Source organism: Candidatus Microbacterium phytovorans (assembly GCA_029202445.1).
Classification (GTDB): Bacteria; Actinomycetota; Actinomycetes; order Actinomycetales; family Microbacteriaceae; genus Microbacterium; species Microbacterium phytovorans.
This window is the reverse complement of sequence record CP119321.1, coordinates 2,045,105-2,068,200: the sequence shown is the minus strand read 5'-3', so window position 1 is coordinate 2,068,200 and position 23,096 is coordinate 2,045,105. Positions and strand designations below refer to the sequence as shown.

The window sequence follows — 23,096 nt, the reverse complement described above, 5'->3', positions numbered from 1 at the left end:
GTCGCCGCCCGCGCGCGACGTAGAATCGCATGTGCCCGCTGAACTCCCCGACCCTCCTGTGCCCGCGTCGGGCATCGACCCCGCCGAGCTCGAGATCGCCCTCAAGGTGCTCCGCGAGGTCGCGTCGATCGACCAGCGGCATCCCGACTTCATCACGCTCCGCCAGGCCACGTCGCACCTGTTCAAGGCCGCGAAGAAGGAACGCCGGCGTGAGATCCGCGACGCGATCGCCGAAGCCGATCGGGCCGTCGTGGCGGCCACGGCCACGGGAGCGCCCGACCGCATCGACGACGAGACGCGCGGCATCCCGATCACCTCGGCGACCACCGCTCCCATCGCGGGCACCCTCCTCAAGGCGCGCGGCTGCTACATCTGCAAGCAGCCGTACACGGTGGTCGACGCGTTCTATCACCAGCTGTGCCCCGCGTGCGCGGCGATGAGCCACGCCAAGCGCGACGCGCGCACCGACCTCACCGGCCGGCGGGCGCTGCTGACGGGAGGACGCGCGAAGATCGGCATGTACATCGCGCTGCGCCTGCTGCGCGACGGTGCCCACACGACGATCACGACTCGCTTCCCCCGGGATGCCGTCCGCCGCTTCCGCAGCCTCCCCGACGCGAACGACTGGATCGACCGCCTCAAGATCGTCGGCATCGATCTCCGCGACCCGGCGCAGGTCATCGGCCTCGCCGACGAGGTGGCCGCGGCCGGTCACCTCGACATCCTCATCAACAACGCGACGCAGACCGTGCGACGCTCGCCCGGCGCGTATCAGCCGCTCGTCGACGCCGAACTGGCGCCCCTTCCGGGCGGCCGCCTGCCCGAGCTCGTCACCTTCGGGCACACGAACGACCAGCACCCGCAGGCCCTCGAGCGGTCGGTGAGTGCGCACCCGATCCTGGCGGCGGCCGCCTCCCGCGCCGACGAGCTGACCGAGCAGGCGATGGCGGCAGGCTCGAGCTCGCTCGACCGGCTGGCGGCGGGCACGGCCATCGACGCGGGCGGCCTCATCCCCGACGTCGACGCCGTGAACTCGTGGACGCAGCGGGTGGGAGACGTCGACCCGTTGGAGATGTTGGAGGTGCAGCTGGCGAACACGACGGCGCCGTTCCTCCTCGTCTCGCGCTTGCGTCCGTCGCTCGCGGCGAGCCCCGCGCGACGCACCTACGTCGTCAACGTGAGCGCGATGGAGGGCGTCTTCGGGCGCGGCTACAAGGGCCCCGGCCACCCCCACACGAACATGGCGAAGGCCGCCGTCAACATGCTCACGCGCACGAGCGCCCGCGAGATGTTCGAGACCGACGGCATCCTCATGACGAGCGTCGACACCGGCTGGATCACCGACGAACGACCCCACCCGACGAAGGTGCGGCTCGCGGAGGAGGGATTCCACGCTCCGCTCGACCTCGTCGACGGCGCCGCCCGCGTCTACGACCCGATCGTGCGCGGCGAGGCGGGGGAAGACCTCTTCGGGGTCTTCCTGAAGGACTACGCGCCCGGCGCATGGTGAAGCTCCCGCTTCCCGGGCGCCGCGTGGTCGTCCGCTACCTCCTGCCGACGGGCCAGGCGACCGACGCGCTGGGGGAGCTGCTCAGCGCGGATGCCGAGACCGTCGTCGTCGACGGCAAACGCGGCATCGAGACGATCGCGGTGGCCGACATCGTCGCGGCCAAGGAGGTGCCCCCGCCTCCCGCGCCCCGTCCCCGCACGGCGCGCTGAGATCCGCCCTGCGGGGTGCACACTGAAGCAATGCCCATCGTCGACAACGCCGTGTACGTCGAAGGCCGCCGGATCCGCAATCCGGAGAGCCTCGAGCAGACCTTCGAGCACATGCGGGACAACAAGGGCGTGGCCTGGATCGGCCTGCTCCGCCCGACGGAGGAGGAGGTCCACGCGGTCGCCGCGGAGTTCTCGCTGCACCCGCTCGCGGTGGAGGATGCGCTCTCGGGCCACCAGCGCGCGAAGCTCGAGCGCTACGGCGACGTGCTCTTCGCGGTGCTCCGCCCGGCGCGATACATCGAGTCGGCCGAGACGGTGGAGTTCGGCGAGCTGCACCTGTTCGTCGGGCCCGACTTCGTCGTGACGATCCGCCACGCGGAGGTTCCCGACCTCGCCCACGTGCGCGCCCGCATGGAGGATCAGCCCGACCTGCTGCGTGCCGGACCCGAGGCGATCATGTACGCCATCCTCGACGAGGTCGTCGACGAGTACCTCCCCGTGACAGAGGGACTGCAGAACGACGTCGACGAGATCGAAGACGCGCTCTTCGACGCCGGCTCGCCGCAGCTGTCCCGGCGGATCTACGACCTCTCCCGCGAGCTCATCCACTTCCAACGGGCCGCCGATCCGCTCCGCGACATGCTCGAGTCGTTGCTGCGCGGAGCGGACAAGTACGGCGTCGACATCGAGGTGCAGCGGGCCCTGCGAGACGTTCTGGATCACACGCTGCGCATCACCGAGAAGCTGACGGCACTGCGCTCCATCCTCGACAACGCGCTCACGCTCAACGCGACCCTCGTGACGCAGCGACAGACCGAGACCGCGCTCGTGCAGAACGAGCAGGTCAAGAAGATCTCGGGCTGGGCGGCGATCCTGTTCGGCCCGACACTCGTCGGGACGATCTACGGCATGAACTTCACCCACATGCCCGAGCTCGACTGGACGTGGGGGTATCCGCTCGCCCTGCTCGCGATGGCCGCCACGTCGGTGGCGTTGTGGGCCACCTTCAAAGCGAAGAAGTGGCTGTAGTACCGGCATCCTGTGTATCGCGGCTTCGCGGCGACGGCGATTCCGACGCCGGCTCCGACGCCGGGGCCGACTCGGGCTCCCGACGGAAGATGATCTTGAAGACCGGGAAGAACACGAGGCACGAGATCACCGCGTTGATGAGCATCGTGGTGACATCCGCGGCCGCCTCGCCCGTCGCGCCCCAGCCCCACGTCGTGATGAAGAGCTCGTAGATCGGCGCCTTGTAGACGCTCTGCAGCGCGGCGGCGCCGAAGGTGATCACGACGTACGCGACGGCGTACCACGCTGCCGCTCGCCACGGATCGGAGTTCGACTTGAACGTCAGCGTGCGCTGGGCGAAGAAGTTGATCACCTGGGCGATCGCGAGGGTGAGTTGCACGGCGAGGAAGTAGGCGAGACCGCCGCCGCCGTCGGGGAGCGCGCCCGCCGCGTAGTCGAACACGAAGAAGGGAGCACCGTCGGGAGCGGTGCCCACGGGGAGCGCCTGGAAGTCGATGCCGACGAGCGACGTCGCCCCGAAGATCGCCTTCAGCACCGGCATCATCACGAGCTGCAGCACCGTCATCCCGACGTTGAGGACGACGAACACGACGAACTGTGCCGTCGTCGGTCGTGCGAGCTCGAACGCGAGCCAGCGGCTCCTGGCGAGGGTGATCATCCGGCCTGCTCCTCCACGGTCCGGCGTCGCTCGGGCCGAGGTCGCCGCCGTTGCAGTCAACCCGACCGCCCCCCGCCGACACGTCCCGCCCGCATGATCGGTCAATCCGGGCCGACGATCTGCGCACGGTGCGGGAGATGAGGTCAGGGGCGCGGGCCGTCGAGACGATCGCGTGCCCACAGCGCGGCGCTCGTGCGGTCGGAGACGCCGATCTCCTTGAAGATGTTGCCGAGGTGCGCCTTGACGGTCCGCTCGGAGATGCCGAGCGCCGTCGCGATCTGCTTGTTCGCGCGCCCCTCCGCGACGAGTCGCAGCACGTCCTTTTCGCGCTCGCTCAGGACGTCGGCGCCGCGCCCGGAGGGCAGCAGCACGGCGGCGACGCGGGGATCGAGGGGAGCATGCCCCGCGTGCACCGCGCGGACGGCGGCCCGCAACTGGTCGGGCTCGGCATCCTTCAGCTGATAGCCCGTCGCGCCCGCCTCCAGCGCCCGTTGCACGCTCTCGCGTTCGGCGAACGACGTGAGCACGAGCACGCGGGTGTCGGGGGACGCCTCGCGCACGGCGCGCGTGGCCCGGATGCCGTCCATCACCGGCATCGACAGGTCCATCACCACGACATCCGGACGCTCGGCCGCGGCGCGATCCCGAGCTTCCTCGCCGTTGGCGGCGGTCCCGATGACGGCGATGTCGCCGTCGGCGGCGAGGACGACGGCGAGGCCCTCGCGGACCATGGCGTGGTCATCGACGACGAGCGCACGGATCACGAGGCATCCTCTCTTCCGGCATCCTGCTTCGGCAGTTCCAGTCGCCAGGTCGTGCCCGCGCCGGGAGCGGTGGCCAGGCGGAGGGCGGCGCCCTCGTGGGCGGCCAGGTCGATCAGCACGCGGGTGCCCAAGTGTCCCTCGCGCGGCGGCTCGTCGAGGATCGACGGTTCGAACCCGCGTCCGTCGTCGCTGACCTCGAGCACGGTGATCCCGTCGTCGTCGAAGACGCGCACCGTCGCGGTGCAGGGGGCCGCGTGGGCGACGGTGTTGCGGAGGGCCTCCTGCGCGATGCGGTAGACGAGCCTCTCCTGGGCGTCGTCGAGCCTGCCCGCCGCCACCTCGACCTCCACGCGGACCTCGACCCCGCGCGCGTGAGCGGTCGCCGCGAGATCGTGGAGCGCACCGGCGAGCCCGCCCGTCTGCAGGCTCTCGGGGTAGATGTCGACGAGCAGGGACCGCAGGACGCGGATGTTGCCGCGCACCGCCCCGGCGATCCGCCTCAGGTCGGCGGCCTCCTCCGCGCTGCCGCGAGCGGCGGCCGCGCCGGCCGCGGCCTCCGCGGCGAACGTGGTGGCCACGAGCTCCTGCACAGGGCCGTCGTGGAGCGTCCCGGCGATGCGGCGGCGTTCGGCATCCGACGCGTCGACGGCGTGCTCGAGCAGTGCGATCCGCCGCTGCTCCTGGGTGCGAAGGCGGCGCAGCAGTCCCCACACGATCGGCGCGGTGAGGGCGGCGAGCAGGAGGAGGCTGCTCGTCGTGACGCCCGCGAACCCTCGCCACAGATCGGCGGAGCGGGCGGCGACCGGCTCGTACGGCAGGTACACCTCGAACAGGAGCGTGCGGCCGTCGGGCGTCCACACCGGGCGGTACACCTCCAGCAGCCGCGGCCCCGACTCGAACTCGTTCTCCTCCTCGGAGAGGTCGGACACCTCCGCACGCGTCGCGGGGCTCGACAGCGCGAGGCGCTGGGCGTCGTCGAGTTCGAACGTGCGGCCGACGAGCTGCGGCTCGTCCGCGTAGATCACGACGCCGTCGGGGCTCCAGATCTTCACCCTCACGACGTCGGCACTCAACACCTGCTGGCGCACGATCCGGTCGAAGGTCGCGAGCGCCGCGGGGTCGCCATCGGCGAGCTCATCGGTCAGGGAGGGTTGGATGACGGCATCCGCGAGCACATCGGTCACGTTCGCGGCGTCGTTCACCGCCTCGCGCTCCGCGAGCCACTGCGCGGCGAACCCCGCCAGCACCCCCACGATCAGGAGCACGGCGAGCAGCCCGAGCCCCAGACGCACGAACGTGCGACGGGCCTGAGGAGCCTCGGTGCGGGATGCCGTCGGCGAGGAGGCCGCCACGAGCGTGCGCCACGCGGGCGCACCATCGACGCCGGGCGCGGGGGCGGCGCTCGGCGTCGATGAGGCGGGGGGTCGAGAGGTCACTCAGTCGTCGTCCCCGCCGTGCCGGCTGTCGTCGTCGCCGTGGTGGCTGTCGTCGTCGCCGTCGTCGTCCCCGCCGTGGTGGCTGTCGTCGTCGTCGCCGTCGCCTCCGCCGTGACGGCCGCTGCGGTCGTCGTCTGCGTCGTCGTCTCCACCGTGACGGCCGCTGTCGTCGTCTGCGTCGTCGTCGCCGCTGTGACGTCCGCTGTTGTCGTCGTCTGCGTCGTCCGAGCTCGAGCCCGAGCCGCCGCGGGTGTCGCGGTCGTCGCCGTCGTCTGTGCGCTGGTCGCGGTCGCGGTCGCCGCCGTGGTCGTCCCCGGCCTCCGAGGCGCGGGGCGAGGGCGTCGGCGACGGTGTGCCGTTCACGTCGCGGTCGTCGCCGTCCTCGTGCCGGTCGTCACGGTCGCGGTCGCCCCCGTGGTCGTCGGGCGTCGCCGACGGGGTGGGGAGCACGACCGACGTCGGAACGCGCACCGGCACCGACTGCGCGAACGACGCGTTGCCCCACAGGCCGACAGCGGCGGGGGCGGCGACCAGGATCAGGGCCCCGGTACCCAGCAGGATCTTGTTCTTCATGGTGTGGCCTTTCGCTCATTCTGTCCTGCGCGGCGGCTTCGATGAAGTGATCGGGTCCGGCAGGTACTTCCAGCGTCAGGGAGAGGGCCGCCCCGCCGCCATCGGACGATGGTCGTACGACCATGGGGCGCGGGGGCCTGCTGCTAGCCTTCGGTCACCCCCGTGATTCGACCCGAAGGATGCCATGAGCGACGCTCTGCCACCCGTCCCTCCCGCCGCGCCCGTCCCTCCCGCGGCGCCCGTCTCTCCCACCGGCGCGCCGTATCCGGGCGCATCGCCGTACCCCGGCGCTGCACCGCATCCGGGCTACGCGCCGCCTGCGGGCTACGCGCCGCATCCGGGCTATCCGCCGGCGACGCCCCCGACCGGCGCGCCCGGCGCGCCCCTGCCTCCGATGCAGCCGCTGCGCCTCGTGCGTCCGGTGCGCGGGATCGCGGCGGCCGTCCGCTGGCTCGTGGCTGCGGCCGGCGCGCTCGCGCTCGCGGCCGCGGGTGTCGAGATCTTCGGGCTCGTAAGCATCGACGCGTTCGCCAACGGGACGGGCGACATCGAGGCCCTGTACCTCTACGACGGTGTATCCGTCGTGGTGGCTGTGCTGTGGGCGGCCGTCCTCCTCGCGGCGGGTGTCTGCTGGTTCGTGTGGCAGTACCGTGCCGCCGCCCTCGCGTCGGCGGTCGGGGTTCCGCCCCGGCGCGCACCGGTGTGGCACGTCGTCTCGTGGTTCATCCCCGTCGTGCTCCTGTGGTTCCCGTTCCAGAACGTGAAGGACCTCGCGCGCAGCTCCCGTGCGGCGCTGAGCGGGGCGCTCCTGGGCACGTGGTGGGCGCTGTGGCTCGTGGGGACGACGGTCTCACGCGTCTCGGCGCAGTTCGTGAGCTTCGCCGACACGCTCCCGCAGCTGTCTGCCGTGATCGGGGCATCGCTCTTCTCCCACGTGCTCCTCGCCGCCGCCGCCGCGCTCGCGTGGCTCATCGTCGCGCGCATCACCGACGGGCTGCAGCCGGCTCGGAGCTAGAGCGAGGCCTCGGAGCTAGAGCGAGGCTTCCGTGCGCTTCTGTAGCCACGTGCACAGCGTGGCGAGGTCGGTGAGGTCGTGGGCGAGCGAGGCGATGCCCGCCGAGTCGAGAGCGATCGGGAGGTCGCGCGGCTCGAACACGGTCTGCCACACCGGCCGGCCGGCGATGATGGCGGGTTGGAGCGACGTGACCGTCGAGGCGCCTCGAGGGACACGACCACGACACTGGACTCGCTGCCCTCCGCGAAGTTCTCCGGCAGCACCGAGATCCGGCCGGAGAGGCCGGGCAACGCGTGGAGGAACTCGCCCACCCAGGCTTCGACGTGTCGGGGGTCTCGATACGGCACGATCACTCCTTCTCGCTGCACGCGGCGGCGCGCGCCCCCTCACGATACGCGCCGCCCTCGACAGCCGGTCCGGAGGGTGTGCGCGTGCGGGACGTCCGATGCGCCGAGCGGATGGTCGCCGCAGCCGCCGCAGCCGCCGCAGCCGCCGCAGCCCCGCCCGCCGGCGGGGATGTCGCGGCATGACGGGGCGGGGGATGCCGCCGCCGACCGGTGACAGGATGGGACGGTGCCCGACCTCTCCGTCCTCGCCTGGGCGCTGCTGGCGGTGGGCGCCGTGATCGTCGGGCTGTCCAAGACGGCGATCCCGGGTGCCGGGTCTCTCGCCGTCGCGGTGTTCGCCGCCGTCCTCCCCGCCCGCACCTCGACGGCCACGCTGCTCGTGCTGCTGATCGTGGGAGACGTGCTCGCCCTCGCGCTGTACCGGCGCCATGCCGACTGGGCCACCCTGCTGCGCCTCGCGCCCGCGGTCGTGCTCGGGATCGTCGTCGGGGCCGTGTTCCTCGCCGTCGCCGACGACACGGGCGTGCGTCGCGTGATCGGGGTCATCCTCCTCGCGCTCGTCGTGACGACGCTGTGGCTCCGCCGCCGCGCCGCACCGGCCTCACCCGGTCGCGGCGCGGTCGCCCTCGTCGGCTACGGCACGCTCGGCGGCTTCACGACGATGGTCGCCAATGCGGGCGGGCCCGTGATGGCGATGTACTTCCTCGCCGCACGCTTCGATGTGAAGGCGTTCCTGGGCACCGCGGCCTGGTTCTTCGCCATCGTGAACGTGTCGAAGGTGCCCATCGCGGCGGGCCTCGGGCTGCTCACGCCGCAGAGCCTTCTCGTCGACCTCGTGCTCGTCCCGGCGGTGCTGGTGGGCGGGGCGATCGGCTGGCGGATCGCCGGGCGCCTCAGTCAGCGTGCGTTCGACCGCATCGTGCTCGTCCTGACGACGCTGACAGCGATCTACCTCATCGTCGCGCCGTGACCCTGCGGGCGGTCGCGCGGAGTGTGCCGCGTGGGCAGTGGCTTTGCGGGCAGGTGCCGTGTGCGGGTCAATCCGCGTCGCGGTCGAACCGCTCCCAGGCACCCTCCGAGACGACGGTGACGCTGTCGCCGTCGACCGAGATCGCCGTCTGGTCGTCGATCGCGTAGGCGGGACCGTCGATGCCCGCGGCCCAGCGGTGCGCGGCATCCGTCGTATTGCCGTCCCATCCGGGGTAGTCCAAGTGGGGGAAGATCGAGAAGTCGACGAGCCCCAGCGTGTGGTCGTCGCCGGAGCGCCAATCCACGAACTGGTCGCCGATCCGCGGAGTCATGACCATGCTGCCGGCGCTCACGCCCACCCACACGAGGTCGAGGGCGGGGAGCATCGCGGCGAGGCCCGACTCCTTCATCCAGTGCGCGAGGTAGACCGCCTCCCCGCCGTCGACGAGGAGCACATCGGCATCCTGCACCCAGGGGGTCCAGCGCTCCGTGCCGATCGAGGGCAGCGCCGTCAGCTCCAGGATGCCCACGGATGCCCAGCCGTGCTCCGTGAGGGTCGTCTGATCCGACCAACGACCGGATGCCGAACGCCACACCGACTGCGGACCGCACATCGGATGGCCCCACTGCGCGGTGGGGACGAACAGTGCATGCGCCTCTTCGATGGGCTTGCCGAGCAGGCGCTCCAACTCGGCGCGGATGCTCGCGTTGGTGATCCCCCCGGACGTCAACAGCAGCTTCACGGCACAACTCCCCTTCGCGCGATGCCGGGGCGCTATGCGATCCCGGTGCCGAACAGCGTACCCACGAGGAACGTCGCACCGAGCGCGATCGCGCCGCCGGTGACCGTGCGGACGACCGCGCGGGCGCGGCGGGCGCCGCCGATCCACGCGGCCACGTAGCCGGTGACGGCGAGGGCGAACAGCACCGCGATGAAGGTGGCGACGATCCTTGCCGGCGACGGCAGCAGGAGGATCGTCGCCATCGGCAGCAGGGCGCCGACCGTGAAGGCGACGGCGGATGCCAAGGCCGCATGCCACGGGCTGACCACGTCGTCCTGGTCGATGTTGAGCTCCACCGACAGGTGCGCCCGCAGCGCGTCCTTCTCGGTGAGCTCGGTCGCCACCGCGGTGGCGGTCTGCTCGCTGAGCCCCTGCTGGCGGTACAGGCCCACGAGTTCGACGAACTCGGCATCCGGGTCGTCGCGCAGTTCGCGACGCTCCTTCTCGATGAGTGCCCGTTCGGTGTCGCGCTGGCTCGACACCGACACGTACTCGCCGAGTGCCATCGAGATCGCGCCGCCGACGAGGGCCGCCGTTCCCGCCAGGAACACGGGAAGCGTCTCGCCCGTCGCGCCCGCCACACCGACGACGACCGCCGCGGTCGAGACGATGCCGTCGTTGGCGCCCAGCACCCCGGCGCGGAGCCAGTTGAGGCGCTGCGCCATGCCCGCGCTGTGCGGCTCGGCCGGGTGGGTGGAGTCGGGGTGGGCGGTGCTGGGGTGCGGCTCGTCGGGGTGCGGCTCGCCGGGGTGTGGCTCGCCGGGGTGCGTCGAATCCGTCGTGCTCATGGCCTCACCGTACGCCCGGCGGCGACGGTCCGCCACGAAGGTGAGGCGTCCCTGATCCGCAGCCGCTTTCGAGGCCGAGAAAGTGGCGCAACGCGTGGCTTCGCGCCCGAGAAAGTGGCGCGACGCGCGGCCTCGCGACGGGTTTGGCCGCCGATTGCGCCACCTTCGCCGGCATCCCCGCCTTCGCCCCGCGCCCGCCCTCGGCGAAGAAGGTGGCGCAAGCCGCGGCTTCGCCGCCCGAGAAAGTGGCGCAACGCGCGGCTTCGTGGCGGGGTTAGCCGCCGATTGCGCCACCTTCACCGGCATCCGCACCGTCGGTGGCATCCGCGTCCGCACCCGCACCCTCGGAGTCGGCGGCGGGGATCTCCAGCAGGTGCAGGAAGTCCTCGAAGAGGCCCACCATGTCGACCTGGTCGGGATCGAGGAGCCACTGCAGCTGAAGGCCGTCCATCATCGCGGTCACGAGCTGCCCGATGCGGCGCGGGTCGAGGTCGGCGCGCAGCTCTCCCTCCTCCTGCAGTCGGGCGAACGCGACGTCGTCCTGATGGCGGAGGTTGCGGTAGCGGTCGCGGAACGACGCGTGCGCGGGATGCTGGGGGTCGGTCGCCTCGGCTGACAGCACGACGTGGAGGGCCACGAGCCCGGGGGAGTGCGCGTTGCGCGCGACCTGGTCGCGCATGGTGTCGACGAACGCGACGCCGTGGGACTCCGCCTCCTCGCGACGCACCCGGTCGATCTCGTCGCGCTCGGCGATCGTCGCCGCCAGCAGGCCCGTCTTCGAGCCGAAGTGGTGGAGGAGACCGGCATCCGAAATGCCCACTCGTCTGGCAATTTCCCGCAACGATGTGCCGCGGTAGCCCTGCTCGCCGAAGAGGTCGACGGCGATGCCGAGGATGCGTTTGCGTCGCACGTCTCCCCGCACGCGGCGCTGGTCGGCGCGGGCGATGGGGGGTGTCTCCGCGTCAGCCTGTGCCGCGCGGACGTCGTCGTCGGTCATTCGCTACTCCCTTGCGAGCGATTGCGTCACAGTCTATGGTGAACAAACTAAGCAAGCAGTTGCTAGGTTTGTTTGGAGGGCAACGATACGCCCTCGACGACTCGATGAGGAGACACCATGAAGATGGGACGGAAGATGATCGCGCTGGGCGCGATCGGCGTCGTCGGGATGCTGGCGCTGTCCGGCTGCGGCCGCACGGACGACACCCCGACCGGCGAAGGTCCGTCGGCCGAGGCGATCGACGACTCGCCCGCCACCGGCGAGATCACGATCTGGGCGATGGGTGAAGAGGGCGAGAACCTCGGCGACTTCGCCGACGCGTTCGTCGAGGAGAACCCCGACGCGACCGTCACCGTGACCTCGATCCCGTGGGCCGACGTCATGACCAAGTACCAGACCGCCGTGGCGGCCGGCACAGTCCCGGATGCCATCATGATCGGCTCTTCGCTGCTGCCGTCCATGGTTGCCGCCGGCGGCCTCGCACCCGTTCCCGACGGTGTCGTCGACGCCTCCACGCTCAACGAGACCGCCGAGGAGTCCACCCAGGTCGAGGGCGTCTCGTACGCCGTGCCGTGGTACGTCGAGACGCGCGTGCTCTACTACCGCAGCGACCTCGCCGAGGCTGCGGGCATGTCCGCCCCGACCACGTGGGACGAGTTCACCTCGTTCGCCGAGGGCTTCCGCAGCGAGGGTGCGCAGTACGGCATCCAGCTGCCGATGGGTGACGCCGAGGACTCGACGCAGGTCATCCTGCCGTTCTACGCGCAGGCCGGCGGCGAGGTGCTCAACGAGACGGGCGACGGCTACGCCTGGAACCACGACGCGCTCGTGGCCGCCCTGGAGTACTACGGCTCGTTCTTCACCGACGGGCTCGCCCCCACCTCGGGCTACGGCGACTCGCAGACGTCGTCGTTCGTCGACGGCTCCAACCCCGCGTTCATCTCCGGACCGTGGATGGTCTCGGTGCTGGCCGACATGGAGGATGCCGACTGGGTCGCCGACAACGTCGCCACCGTGCCCGTCCCCGCCGGTTCCGCCAACAACGACTCCTACCTGGGCGGCGGTCACCTCGGCGTCTTCGCGGATGCCAAGAACGCCGACGGCGCGTGGAAGCTGATCCGCTGGCTCGCGCAGGCCGACACGCAGGAAGCGTGGTTCGAGCGGACCAGCGGCCTTCCGGCTGTCACGTCGGCGCTCGAGGGCTTCACGTCCGACCCGCGCGTGTCCGTGCTGAACGACCAGCTGCAGAACACCGTCGCCCCGCCGTCGGTGCCGAGCTGGGACGAGATGTCGGCGTTCATCGAGACCGAGGCCGAGAAGGTCGCCAACGGGTCGAGCGCCGAGGACGCGGCCACCGCCATCGAGGCGAAGGCCGAGTCGCTCGGGACGGGCTGGTAAACCACCATGTCGCTCACCGCGACGGGAGGGGCGCCCCGCACGGCGGCGCCCCTCCGCGGAGGGATGGCGGGCCAGCGGCGCCGCACGGCGCTCGTCGCCTGGCTGTTCGCGCTGCCGTTCCTCGTGATCTTCGCGGTCTTCATGCTGGGGCCGGTGATCGGATCGTTCGCGATGTCGTTCACCGACCTCGGCGTGAAAGACCTCCGCTCGCCGTTCGCCGTCAACTTCATCGCGTTCGACAACTTCGTCGCGCTGTTCCAGGACGAGCTGTTCGTCAAGTCGATCGTCAACACCTTCTACTTCGTGCTCGTCGGCATCCCGCTGACGATGGCGCTGGGACTGCTGCTGGCCGTCGCCCTGAACTCCGGCATCGAGCGGTTCCGCGGTGTCTTCCGCGTGGGCTTCTACACGCCCGTCGTGACCTCGATCGTCGCGGTGGCGGTCGTGTGGCGGTTCATCCTGCAGGACACGGGGCTCATGAACACCGTCCTGTCGTGGGTCGGCATCAACGGCCCCGACTGGCTCAACGACCCCGTGTGGGCGATGCCGTCGATCATCGTGATGGGTGCCTGGCGCAACATGGGCACGCTCATGATCATCTTCCTCGCCGGTCTCCAGGCGATCCCGCGCGACGTCTACGAAGCCGCCGAGGTCGACGGCGCCGGAGCCTGGCGCCGCTTCACGGGGATGACGCTGCCGCTCATGCGACCGACGCTCCTGCTGGGCGCCGTGCTCCTGTCGGTCGGCTTCCTGCAGGTGTTCGAGGAGCCGTTCGTCATGACCCAGGGCGGACCGCTGAACTCGACGCTCACCATCAGCTACTACGTCTACAGCCAGTTCGGCTACGGCGACTACTCGCTGGCATCCGCTGCCGCCTACGTGCTGTTCGCGTTCATCGCGGCGCTGTCGGCGGTGCAGTTCCGACTGCTGCGTTCGAAGGACAACTGACATGGCCACTCTCGTCACCGACACCGTCCGCCCGGCCGTCGACACGACCCCGCGTCGCCGCCGTCGACCGGTCGGCGCGCAGTGGTCGCGCGCCGCGACCTACATCGCGCTCACGGTGGGGCTCATCCTCACCCTCATGCCGTTCCTGTGGATGCTGCTGGGCAGCTTCAAGACGCAGGGCGAGCTGCTGCAGCGCCCCATCACCTGGTGGCCGGAGCAGGCCACCCTCGACAACTACTCGCGCTGGCTCACCCAGCTGGACTATGGACAGTTCTTCTTCAACTCCGTCGTCGTCGCGCTCGTCGTCGTCGTGGGCAACATCGTGTTCTGCTCGATGGTCGCCTATGCGCTCGCGAAGCTCGACTTCCCCGGGAAGAAGGTGCTCTTCGCGCTCGTCCTCCTGATGCTCATGGTGCCCGGCGTCGTCACCCTCGTGCCGATGTTCGTGCTCGTGGCCAACATGGGGCTCGTCAACACCTACCCGGCGCTGATCCTCCCGTTCCTCGCCGGCCCGCTGGGCGTCTTCCTCATGCGGCAGTTCATCATGGGCGTCCCCGACGCCCTGCTGGAGGCGGCGCGGATCGACGGTGCGGGGGAGTTCCGTATCTTCCTGCGCGTCGTCATGCCGCAGTGCGGCCCGGCCGTCGCGACCCTCGCGATCCTCACGTTCCTCGGGTCGTGGAACAACTTCCTGTGGCCGCTCGTGGTCGCCCAGACCGAGAAGATGTACACCCTCCCGGTGGCGCTGTCGCTCTACTCGGTCGGGTCCAACGGCACCTACTACGGCCTGCTCATGGCCGGATCGGTGCTCGTGGTGACCCCCATCCTCGTCCTGTTCCTCTTCCTCCAGCGGTACTTCGTTCAGGGCATCACCATGACCGGGCTCAAGTAAGCCCAGACAAGGACGTCATCCATGACTTCGCTCGAGTTCCCCGACGGCTTCATCTGGGGTGCCGCGACCGCCGGCCACCAGATCGAGGGGGGCAACGTCAACAGCGACTGGTGGCCCCGCGAGGTGGCCCCGGACACCGACATCCCCGAACCCTCGGGAGATGCGGCCGACAGCTACCACCGGTTCCGCGAAGACATCGAACTCCTCGCCCGCGCAGGGCTCGACACCTACCGGTTCTCCCTGGAGTGGTCGCGCATCGAGCCGGCCGAAGGCATGGTGTCACGGGCGGCGCTGGACCACTACCGTCGCGTGATCGACTGCTGCCACGAGTTCGGCGTCGCGCCCGCCGTGACGATCTACCACTTCACGACGCCCCAGTGGTTCGCCGCCGACGGCGGCTGGCGCAACCCGGCATCCGTCGATCGGTTCGCCCGGTTCGTGGAGATCGTCCTGCCGCTGCTGACGACGGCATCCCACGTCTTCACGATCAACGAGCCGAACATCCTCGCCATGATCTTCGCCGGCAAGGAGGGGAACCAGCAGATCCAGGCCGGGTCGCTTCCCGAGCCGGATGCCGTGGTCACCGAGCACATCATCGCCGCGCATCGCCGCGCCGTCGAGCTCGTCCGCACGACCGGGCGTCCCGTCGGGTGGCCCGTCGCGCCGCAGCAGTTCTACGCCGACCCCGGCGCGGAAGAGGTGCTGCGGGACTACGCGTACCCGCGCGAGACGATCTTCCTGGAGGCGTCGCGCGGCGACGACTTCATCGGCGTGCAGGCCTACACCCGCACCCGCATCACGAAGGACGGACCGCTGCCGGCCCCCGACGACGCCGAGCAGACCCTCACCGGCTGGGAGTACTACCCGCCGGCGATCGCCGAAGCGGCGCGCCTCGCCCACGACGTCACCGGCCTCCCGGTGTTCGTGTCGGAGAACGGCATCGCGACCGCCGACGACAGCCGGCGCATCGACTACACGCGGGGTGCGCTGCGGGCCCTCCACGCGGAGGTCGAGGCCGGGCTCCCGCTGATCGGATATCTGCATTGGTCGCTGCTCGACAACTACGAGTGGGGGTCGTACCGGCCGACGTTCGGGCTCATCGCCTGGGACCGGGAGACGTTCGAACGGCATCCCAAGCCGAGCCTCGCCTGGCTGGGCTCCGTCGCCCGCGCCAACGCCGTCGACTGAGGTCGCTGGGCCGCTGGGCCGCTGGGGCGCTGGGGCGGGGTATGTCCCAGTTCCGGTGGGGTGTGTCCCAGATTCGGTTGGGGATGTCCCACTTTCGGTTGGGCATGTCCCAGTTTCGGTTGCTTTGAGGGGCCCAAATCGACCGAAAGTGGGACATGCAGTCCGGTGCGGGCGCTGATGCCGGTGCAGGATGCCGGTGCCGGCGCGTCGGCTTCCGGCGGGGTATGTCCCAGTTCCGGTGGGGTGTGTCCCAGTTTCGGTTGGGGATGTCCCACTTCCGGTTGCTTTGAGGGCCCCAAATCGACCGAAAGTGGGACATGCAGTCCGGTGCAGGCGCTGATGCCGGTGGCCGGGTGCCGGTGGCCGGGTGCCGGTGGCCGGATGCCAGGCGCGGATGCCGGTGGCCGGGTGCCGGTGGCCGGGTGCCGGTGGCCGGATGCCGGTGCCGGATGCCGGTGCAGGCGCTGCTCCGCCCCAGCCCGCCCCAGCCCGCCCCGGCCTGGATCAGGCCCCGGCGGTCGGGTGCAGGAGTGTCTCCAGGAGGGCGCGCATGGCGGCGACGGGGTCGGTGTCGTCGGCGAGCCACCGGATCTGAATGCCCTCCCACCCGGTCACGACCAGGCCGGCGAGCACGAGCGCGTCGCCGGCGCCCGCGAGGCGGCCCGCGCGCCGGTCGTGCTCGATGAGGTCCGCGTACTCCGTGACGACCGCGGCGTAGCGGGCCCGCAGCCAGTCGTGCGCCTCGTGGCCCGGGTGGGTGGCCTCGGCGGAGACGATCGAGAACATGCGCACGAGCTCGCGGCGCTGCAGATTGCGTTCCACGATCGCGAGCACGCTCGGGACGAAACCGTCGCGGCGGGAGCGGACCGGGAAGTCGGTGTCGGCGGCATCCTCCTGGTCCAGGACGGCCGACAGCAGCGCCGCTTTCGTCGGGAAGTGGTGCATGAGCGTCGTGAGGCTGAGGTCGAGCTGCTTCGCGATCTGGCGGAGGGATCCGCCGCGGTAGCCGTGCTCGCTGAAGACGGCGGTGGCCGTCTCGATGATGCCGTTGCGGCGTTCCGCGGTCTTCGCGTAGGGGCCGCGACGGGCGGGCGGGGCATCGCTCATGCGACGAGCGTAACCGGTTCCCGCAGAAACCGTGCAACTGCACGGGTTTTGCTCTACGCTGGACGCGTGACTTCCCCCGCATCGACCGACACCCGCCCCCGCTGGGTGAAAGACGGCGCCCTCGGCGCCGGCCGCTTCCGCTACGGCGCCGACTACAACCCCGAGCAGTGGCCGCGCGACGTGTGGCAGGAGGACATGCGCCTCATGCGCGAAGCGGGGGTCAACATCGTCTCCCTCGGCATCTTCTCCTGGGCGCTGCTGGAGCCCCGGCCGGGCGAATGGGACTTCTCGTGGCTCGACGAGGTCATGGACCTCCTCCACGAGAACGGCATCGACGTCGACCTCGCCACGGCCACCGCCTCCCCGCCGCCGTGGCTGACGCGCCTCCACCCCGAGGTGCTGCCGCAGACCGCCGACGGCACGGTGCTCTCGCCGGGCGCGCGCCAGCACTGGCGGCCCACCTCGCCCGTGTTCCGCGAATACGCGCTGCGCCTGACGCGCGCGATCGCCGAGCGCTACGTCGGCCATCCCGCCCTCGTCGCGTGGCACATCTCCAACGAACTCGGATGCCACAACATCTACGACTACTCCGACGACGCGGCACGGGCGTTCCGGGTGTGGCTGCAGGAGCACTACGGCACGCTCGACGCCCTCAACGACGCGTGGGGCACCGCCTTCTGGTCGCAGCACTACGGCGCGTGGGACGAGATCCTGCCGCCGCGCGTCGCCCCCACGCAGCGCAACCCCGGCCAGCAGCTCGACTTCGAGCGGTTCTCCTCCGACGCCGTGCGCGACCACCTCCGCGCCGAAGCGGCGGTGCTGCGCGAAGTGACCCCCGACGTCGCCTACACGACGAACTTCATGGTCGCCCAGAACGTGCGCGACATCGACTACGCCACCTGGGTGGACGACGTCGACTTCGTCTCCAACGACCACTACCTGCGCCCCGGAGAGCTCGGCCGCGACGACCTCTCCTTCTGGGCCAACCTCACCGGCAATCTCGCCGGGGGGCGCCCCTGGTTCCTCATGGAGCACGCGACGAGCGCCATCAACTGGCGCGAGGTCAACCCGCCCAAGCGCGCCGGCGAACTCGTGCGCGACGCGCTCACCCACGTCGGTCACGGCGCCGATGCGGTCTGCTACTTCCAGTGGCGTCAGTCGCGCGCCGGTGGCGAGCGCTACCACTCCGGGATGGTGCCGCACGCGGGGCGCGACAGCCGGGTCTTCCGCGACGTCGTCGCCCTCGGTGCAGAACTCGACGCGCTAGCTGCCGTCACCGGTTCCCACCGCGAGAAGGCCCGCGTCGCCGTGCTGTTCGACTACGAGTCGTGGTGGGTGAGCGGCCGCGACTCCCACCCGACCGAGGCGCTCCAGTACGACGTGGAACAGCTCACCTGGTACCGGGCGCTGCTCGACCTCGGCATCCGAGCCGACGTGCTGCCGCTCGCGGCATCCCTCGACGAGTACGACGTCGTCATCGCGCCCATGCTCCACGTCGTCACCGACGAGGTGCGCAGGCGCCTCGAGCACGTCGTCCGCGACGGCCGCCACGTCGTCGTCAGCTACTTCTCGGGCATCGTCGACGGCCACGACCGGGTGTGGCTCGGGGGCTACCCCGGCGCGCTGCGCGACCTGCTCGGCATCACGGTCGAGGAGTTCGTGCCGCTGCTGCCGGGCGAGCCGGTGACCCTCGGGTCCGGTTCTGTCGCCACCACCTGGACCGAGCGGATCGTCCGCCTCGCCGACGGCGTCGAGGTGCTCGACACCTACGCCGACGGCGACCTCGCCGGCGCCCCCGCCGTCACCCGCCGCCGTGCCGGAGCGGGCTCGGCCACCTACGTCTCGGCCGACATCGGCCGTGACGGCGTCGCCGGCGTGCTCCGCGGTCTCGCCGTCGACATCGACGCGCTCGCCGGAGACCCCCTCGCCGCCGACGGCCGCGTCGAGGTGCTGTCCCGCACGAACGGCGCCGAGCGGTTCGTGTTCCTCGCCAACCGCACCGACGAGTCCGTGCTCCTGCAGCTCGACGGCGACGCGATGGGGACGACGGAAGCGGATGCCGACGGCACACTCGCCCTCGCTCCGCGTGCCGTGGCCGTCGTCCGCCAGGATGCCGCCGTCCTCGCCGCCGCGGCGGCCGACGGCATCCGCTCGTCGTCCACCGCCCGCGCCTGAAAGGCTGACCGCATGACCCACCACCCCGACGCGATCGAGACCGTCGCCTGGTCCGACGGTACGTGGACGACCCCGCCGGCCGCCGTCCGCGCCGACGGCGACGCCCTGCGCGTGACCGCCGCCGAGGGCAGCGATGCCTGGCGCCACACCGCCTATGGCTTCGTGCATGACACCGAGCACGCGCTCCTGGCGCCGCTGCCGGTCGGGCAGGCGATGGAGGTCGTGTTCGTCGCCGACTTCACCGAGCAGTTCGACCAGGCCGGACTGTTCGTCCGCGCCGACGAGGAGCATTGGATGAAGGCCGGCGTCGAGTTCGCCGACGGCATCCTGCAGGCGGGCGCCGTCGTCACCGACGTGCGCTCCGACTGGTCTGTCGGTCCCGTGCCGGAGTGGTCCGGGCGCCGCGTGCGCGTGCGCGTGAGCCGCGGCGACGACGCCCTCACCGTCCGGGCGGGCGTCGACGACGAGCCACTCCGGCTCGTGCGGGTCGCGCCGTTCCGCGGCGACGTCGACGCCTCCGCCGGTCCGCTCGTGTGCGGACCCATGCGGCCGGGCCTCGAGGTCGCCTTCCTCTCGTGGCATCGGACGCCCGCCGACGGCTCGCTGCACTGACGCGTGCGCGTTCCGCCTGAGGCGCACGGTGGCCCCGGCCGGAATCGACCGGGGCCACCGCGCGACCGGGTCAGGCGGGCGGGGATCAGGCGGCCGGGACGAGCACCCGGTCGATCGTGTGGATCACGCCGTTGGATGCCTGGATGTTCAGACCCCAGAGCACGAGGCGCGGGTCCTTCAGTGACGGGGTCTCGTCACGCAGGGTGAGACCGCGCGGCTTCACGATGCCCCCGTTGGCCATCGTCAGCGACTTCGACGTGAGCACCTTGATCGGGCCGAGCTTCTTCCCCGCGACCACGTGGTACAGCAGGATGTCGGTGATCTGCTCGGGCGTGAAGGCGCCCACGATGGTCTCGAGCGCTGCCGCCTCCGACTTCGGACGCGTGCCGGTCAGGTCGGTCACCAGCCGCAGGAACGCCCGGTCGTTCGGGGCGAAGACGGTGTACTTCGTGCTGGTGTCGGCCAGGGCGGAGTCGAGCCCGGTCGCGACGACGGCCTGCACGAGGATGTCGTAGTCCCACGGGTTGTGGTCGGGCGTTCCGCCGCCCGACGCCGCCACCGCGACGTCGACGATCGTGCCCTTCGGGGCGGTCGATCCGCCGCTCCCACCCCACGCCTGAGCGGGTGCGGCGGTCAGGGCCAGCGCAGCCGCGGCGATCACGGCGACGGTGAGGCGCACTCGGTTCTTCATCGGTCACTCCTTCGTTCAGATGAGGCGTCCGGGCTCCACGGCCGGGGCGTCAACCGTATGTACGCCGCGGAGCGCCTCGGCGGATGCACATCCCACGATCGAATCTGATTCATTCGTGTGCATCCACCGCGGGCCCCGGCGACGAACAACGGAAGAGAGCGGTCGCCGACACGTCCACTCGGGCCGGCCCGGAGGAAGGGGTTCCCATGAAACGGCACGACGAGAACAGGGTCGTGGAGTACGACCGCCCCGGTGATGCAGACGTGCTCGAGCTTCGCGCCCGGCCCCTCCCGGCGCCCGGTCCGGGTGAAGTGACGGTCGAGGTGATCACGTCGGGCATCAGTCACATCGACGGCTTCATCCGCTCCGGCCGGGAGGATGCCTGGGACGACGACCGGTGGCCGCGCCGATCCGGGAGCGACTTCGCGGGCATCGTCGTCGCGGCCGGCGACGGCGTGACCCGGTGGCGGCGCGGCGACGACGTCGTCGGACACGTGCGCGCGGGGGCCCACGCCGCGTACGTCACGGTGCCGCAGGCCACCCTGGTCGCCAAGCCCCGCGGTGTCACGTGGGAGACGGCGGGCGGCCTCTACCTCGCCGGGGCCACGGCGCTGGACACGCTCGACGACGTCCGCGTCGGCGCCGACGACGTCGTCGTCATCTCGGCCGCCGCCGGCGGCGTCGGCAGCATCGAGGCCCAGATCGCCCGCCACCGCGGCGCGACCGTCATCGGCACCTGCGGCGACCGCAATTTCGACTACCTGCGCCAGGTCGGCATCACACCGGTGCGGTACGGCGAGGGCATCGCCGACCGCATCCGCGCTGCTGCGGGGAAACCGGTCACGGTCATGATCGACAACTTCGGACAGGACGGTCGCGCGCTGGCCGACGAGCTGGGCGTGCCCGAGATGCGCTACCGGTCCAGCGAAGACCGCCGCCGCACCGAGCTCGCCCTCCTCGCCGACGACGCCGAGGCGCTCTCGCGCGGGACCCGGCTGCTCGAGGAGGTCGTGCGCCTCGCCGAGCGGCGCGCCTTCACCGTGCTCGTGTCGGGCTTCTACCCTCTCGCCGAGATCGCTGAGGCGTACCTCGACCTCTCGCGCCTGCACGCGCGGGGCAAGGTGATCCTCGGCACGCGCCCCGTGACCACCGTGCGGTCGCTGAAGGCGCGCGACGTGTTCGAAGCCGCCCGCTGAGGGTCTGCCCCGCCGGCCCCCTGCCCCCCCCCCCGGCCGTCAGCGACGCCCGCCCGTCAGCGACGCCTGCCCGCTTACAGGCAGAACGGGCTTCGGCGGGGCGCGGTGGCGTCGGTCGGGCCGATTCTGCCTGTAAGCGGGCGGGCCCGGCGGCGCCACGCGAGCGGTTCAGGCGCGCGGCAGGTACCGGCGGGGCGCGTGGGTGCGGGCGACGAGGTCGCGGAGAGATTCGAGCGAGCCCGACACGAGCCCCACGGCGCGGGCCTGCACGAGCACGTTGCCGAGCGCCGTCGCCTCGACGGGACCGGCGAGCACGGGGGTGCCGGAGCGGTCGGCGGTCCGCTGGCACAGCAGTTCGTTGAGGGCGCCGCCGCCGACGATGTGGATCGTCCGCACGTCGACGTGGCCGAGGCGCCCGGCCGTCGCCACGGTGTCGGCGAACGCCTGCGCGAGCGACTCGACGATCGACCGCGTGTACTCGGCGCGGCTGCGCGGGGTGGCGACCCCGTTTTCGGCGCACCAGGCGTCGATCCGCGCCGGCATATCGCCCGGCGGCAGGAAGCGCGGGTCGTCGACGTCGAAGACGGGAGCCGCGGATGCCGGAACCTCGGCGGCCGCCGCCAGCAGCTCCCCGAGGTCGATCGTGGCGCCGCCGTCGGCGCGTTCCCATCCGCGGACGGTCTCACTCAGCACCCACAGCCCCATGACGTTGTGCAGCAGTCGCACGCGTCCGTCGACGCCGCCCTCGTTGGTGAAGTTCGCGGCGAGGGCCTCGGGGGTGAGCACGAGGCGGTCGACCTCGACCCCGACGAGCCCCCACGTGCCGCAGGAGATGTACGCGGCGGCGTCGGCCCGCATCGGCACCGCGACCACGGCCGAGGCGGTGTCGTGCGATCCGACGGCCGTGACATCCACGCCGGCGGGGGCGCCGAGGGCGGCGGCGACGTTGTGCCGCAGCGCGCCCATGCGTTCGCCCGGCGCGATGAGCGGGGGCAGCAGCCGGGCCGGGATGCCGAGGGCGTCGGCCAGCGCGGTGTCCCAGCGGCCGTCCGACCAGCGGAGGAGTCCCGTCGTGGACGCGTTGGTGAGTTCTGCGCGCGCGATGCCGGTGAGCCAGTAGGCGACGAGGTCGGGGATGAGCAGCGCCGTGTCGGCGAGGTCGCGCACGGCCGGGTCTTCGGCGGCGAACTGGTAGAGCGTGTTGAACGGCAGGAACTGCAGTCCGTTCCGTTCGTACAGTTCGGCGTGCGGCACCGCCGCGTGCACGGCTGCGACGCCGCGCGCGGTGCGCTCGTCGCGGTAGTGGAACGGCTCGCCGAGGAGGCGGCCCTCCGCCCCGTCGCGCGCTCCGCGCAGCAGTCCGTAGTCGACGGCCCAGGAGTCGACGCCGATCGAGCGGATGCCGTCGGCATCCGCCTGGGCGAACGCCTCGCGGAGGCCGGCGAGGACCGCGCCGTACATGCCCAGGAGGTTCCAGTGGAGGCCGTCGCCGGCGACGACGGGCTCATTGGGGAACCGCGCCACGGTCACGGTCTCGAGGGTGTCGGGGCCGACGTGCCCCGCGATGACGCGACCGCTCGTGGCCCCGAGGTCGACTGCGGCGACGGTCCCGCCCGTCATCGTGCCCCCTCGCGGGGTCGCGTCGTCTCCCGGTCGTTGAGCGAGGAGCGCAGCGACGAGTCGAAACGCACCGCCCCCTCCCGGTCGCCGGACCGCACCGTCCCTTCCCGGTCGTTGAGCGAGGAGCGCAGCGGCGAGTCGAAGCGTGTCGCCTTCCACCGCGCCCCCTCGCGGGGTCGCGTCGTTTCGTCT

At 71.4% G+C, this 23,096-nt stretch carries 23 protein-coding genes; 12 read left to right on the top strand and 11 right to left on the bottom strand.

Features of this window, described 5'->3' with window-relative positions:
• Nucleotides 1-31 precede the first annotated feature (31 nt).
• The 3 genes from P0Y48_09855 to corA are packed head-to-tail and all read left to right on the top strand — an operon-like array spanning nt 32 to nt 2,748.
• Entirely contained in the window at nt 32-1,510 is a 1,479-nt protein-coding gene (locus P0Y48_09855) for an SDR family NAD(P)-dependent oxidoreductase (GenBank protein ID WEK12770.1), read from the top strand.
• Nucleotides 1,504-1,719, top strand: coding sequence for a hypothetical protein (locus P0Y48_09850; GenBank protein WEK12769.1), 216 nt, complete (start codon nt 1,504-1,506; stop codon nt 1,717-1,719). The genes P0Y48_09855 and P0Y48_09850 overlap by 7 nt, the downstream gene beginning before the upstream one ends.
• Before the next feature lie 30 nt (nt 1,720-1,749).
• A complete protein-coding gene (gene corA / locus P0Y48_09845; GenBank protein WEK12768.1) occupies nt 1,750-2,748 on the top strand; it encodes a magnesium/cobalt transporter CorA in 999 nt (332 codons plus the stop codon).
• On the opposite strand, the gene P0Y48_09840 is transcribed toward corA, so the two are convergent.
• The 4 genes from P0Y48_09840 to P0Y48_09825 all read right to left on the bottom strand — a co-directional run bounded on the left by P0Y48_09840 (nt 2,726) and on the right by P0Y48_09825 (nt 6,179).
• Nucleotides 2,726-3,406, bottom strand: coding sequence for a hypothetical protein (locus tag P0Y48_09840; GenBank protein ID WEK12767.1), 681 nt, complete (start codon nt 3,404-3,406; stop codon nt 2,726-2,728). The genes corA and P0Y48_09840 overlap by 23 nt on opposite strands.
• A gap of 143 nt (nt 3,407-3,549) precedes the next feature.
• Nucleotides 3,550-4,170 carry a response regulator transcription factor gene (locus P0Y48_09835; GenBank protein WEK12766.1) on the bottom strand — a complete coding sequence of 207 codons (621 nt, stop codon included), beginning with the start codon at nt 4,168-4,170 and terminating at the stop codon, nt 3,550-3,552.
• The gene (locus P0Y48_09830; GenBank protein ID WEK12765.1) at nt 4,167-5,606 is read right to left on the bottom strand and encodes a histidine kinase; all 1,440 of its coding nucleotides are present in this window, start codon (nt 5,604-5,606) and stop codon (nt 4,167-4,169) included. The genes P0Y48_09835 and P0Y48_09830 overlap by 4 nt, the downstream gene beginning before the upstream one ends.
• Nucleotides 5,607-6,179, bottom strand: coding sequence for a hypothetical protein (locus tag P0Y48_09825; protein WEK12764.1), 573 nt, complete (start codon nt 6,177-6,179; stop codon nt 5,607-5,609). It abuts the gene before it with no gap.
• 184 nt (nt 6,180-6,363) lie between these two features.
• Here P0Y48_09825 and P0Y48_09820 point away from each other — a divergent pair, with 184 nt between their 5' ends.
• Nucleotides 6,364-7,194: a DUF4328 domain-containing protein gene (locus tag P0Y48_09820; protein WEK12763.1), complete on the top strand. Its 831-nt coding sequence runs from the start codon at nt 6,364-6,366 to the stop codon at nt 7,192-7,194.
• Between the two features lie 15 nt (nt 7,195-7,209).
• Here the strand turns inward: P0Y48_09820 and P0Y48_09815 are convergent, their stop codons facing one another.
• Complete coding sequence (locus P0Y48_09815; protein ID WEK12762.1) at nt 7,210-7,347, bottom strand: hypothetical protein; 138 nt, start codon at nt 7,345-7,347, stop codon at nt 7,210-7,212.
• A 420-nt stretch (nt 7,348-7,767) separates the two neighbouring features.
• Between P0Y48_09815 and P0Y48_09810 the strand changes: the two genes are divergently transcribed.
• On the top strand, nt 7,768-8,511 hold the full coding sequence (locus P0Y48_09810; GenBank protein ID WEK12761.1) for a sulfite exporter TauE/SafE family protein: 744 nt from the start codon (nt 7,768-7,770) through the stop codon (nt 8,509-8,511).
• 67 nt (nt 8,512-8,578) lie between these two features.
• On the opposite strand, the gene P0Y48_09805 is transcribed toward P0Y48_09810, so the two are convergent.
• The 3 genes from P0Y48_09805 to P0Y48_09795 form a co-directional block, all read right to left on the bottom strand.
• The gene (locus tag P0Y48_09805) at nt 8,579-9,253 is read right to left on the bottom strand and encodes a Type 1 glutamine amidotransferase-like domain-containing protein (protein WEK12760.1); all 675 of its coding nucleotides are present in this window, start codon (nt 9,251-9,253) and stop codon (nt 8,579-8,581) included.
• A 32-nt stretch (nt 9,254-9,285) separates the two neighbouring features.
• The gene (locus P0Y48_09800) at nt 9,286-9,957 is read right to left on the bottom strand and encodes a VIT family protein (GenBank protein ID WEK15052.1); all 672 of its coding nucleotides are present in this window, start codon (nt 9,955-9,957) and stop codon (nt 9,286-9,288) included.
• A gap of 397 nt (nt 9,958-10,354) precedes the next feature.
• Nucleotides 10,355-11,077 (bottom strand): TetR/AcrR family transcriptional regulator, encoded by a 723-nt coding sequence (locus tag P0Y48_09795; GenBank protein ID WEK12759.1) that lies wholly within the window; start codon nt 11,075-11,077, stop codon nt 10,355-10,357.
• A gap of 117 nt (nt 11,078-11,194) precedes the next feature.
• Between P0Y48_09795 and P0Y48_09790 the strand changes: the two genes are divergently transcribed.
• Genes P0Y48_09790 through P0Y48_09775 form a run of 4 tightly spaced genes read left to right on the top strand, consistent with a single transcriptional unit; the run spans nt 11,195 to nt 15,503 of the window.
• On the top strand, nt 11,195-12,475 hold the full coding sequence (locus P0Y48_09790) for an extracellular solute-binding protein (GenBank protein ID WEK12758.1): 1,281 nt from the start codon (nt 11,195-11,197) through the stop codon (nt 12,473-12,475).
• Between the two features lie 6 nt (nt 12,476-12,481).
• Entirely contained in the window at nt 12,482-13,423 is a 942-nt protein-coding gene (locus P0Y48_09785) for a sugar ABC transporter permease (GenBank protein ID WEK12757.1), read from the top strand.
• Between the two features lies 1 nt (nt 13,424).
• Entirely contained in the window at nt 13,425-14,315 is an 891-nt protein-coding gene (locus tag P0Y48_09780; GenBank protein WEK12756.1) for a carbohydrate ABC transporter permease, read from the top strand.
• A gap of 21 nt (nt 14,316-14,336) precedes the next feature.
• Nucleotides 14,337-15,503: a family 1 glycosylhydrolase gene (locus P0Y48_09775; GenBank protein WEK12755.1), complete on the top strand. Its 1,167-nt coding sequence runs from the start codon at nt 14,337-14,339 to the stop codon at nt 15,501-15,503.
• A 504-nt stretch (nt 15,504-16,007) separates the two neighbouring features.
• On the opposite strand, the gene P0Y48_09770 is transcribed toward P0Y48_09775, so the two are convergent.
• On the bottom strand, nt 16,008-16,610 hold the full coding sequence (locus P0Y48_09770) for a TetR/AcrR family transcriptional regulator (protein WEK12754.1): 603 nt from the start codon (nt 16,608-16,610) through the stop codon (nt 16,008-16,010).
• Between the two features lie 66 nt (nt 16,611-16,676).
• Between P0Y48_09770 and P0Y48_09765 the strand changes: the two genes are divergently transcribed.
• On the top strand, nt 16,677-18,785 hold the full coding sequence (locus P0Y48_09765) for a beta-galactosidase (GenBank protein ID WEK12753.1): 2,109 nt from the start codon (nt 16,677-16,679) through the stop codon (nt 18,783-18,785).
• 12 nt (nt 18,786-18,797) lie between these two features.
• Nucleotides 18,798-19,397 (top strand): DUF1349 domain-containing protein, encoded by a 600-nt coding sequence (locus P0Y48_09760; GenBank protein WEK12752.1) that lies wholly within the window; start codon nt 18,798-18,800, stop codon nt 19,395-19,397.
• Nucleotides 19,398-19,482: 85 nt separating this feature from the next.
• Here P0Y48_09760 and P0Y48_09755 read toward each other — a convergent pair whose 3' ends face one another.
• Complete coding sequence (locus P0Y48_09755; GenBank protein WEK12751.1) at nt 19,483-20,088, bottom strand: fasciclin domain-containing protein; 606 nt, start codon at nt 20,086-20,088, stop codon at nt 19,483-19,485.
• A gap of 206 nt (nt 20,089-20,294) precedes the next feature.
• Between P0Y48_09755 and P0Y48_09750 the strand changes: the two genes are divergently transcribed.
• Nucleotides 20,295-21,284, top strand: coding sequence for an NADP-dependent oxidoreductase (locus P0Y48_09750; protein WEK12750.1), 990 nt, complete (start codon nt 20,295-20,297; stop codon nt 21,282-21,284).
• Between the two features lie 168 nt (nt 21,285-21,452).
• Here P0Y48_09750 and P0Y48_09745 read toward each other — a convergent pair whose 3' ends face one another.
• Nucleotides 21,453-22,904, bottom strand: a complete 1,452-nt coding sequence (locus P0Y48_09745; protein WEK12749.1) for a rhamnulokinase — start codon at nt 22,902-22,904, stop codon at nt 21,453-21,455.
• Between the last annotated feature and the right edge of the window lie 192 nt (nt 22,905-23,096).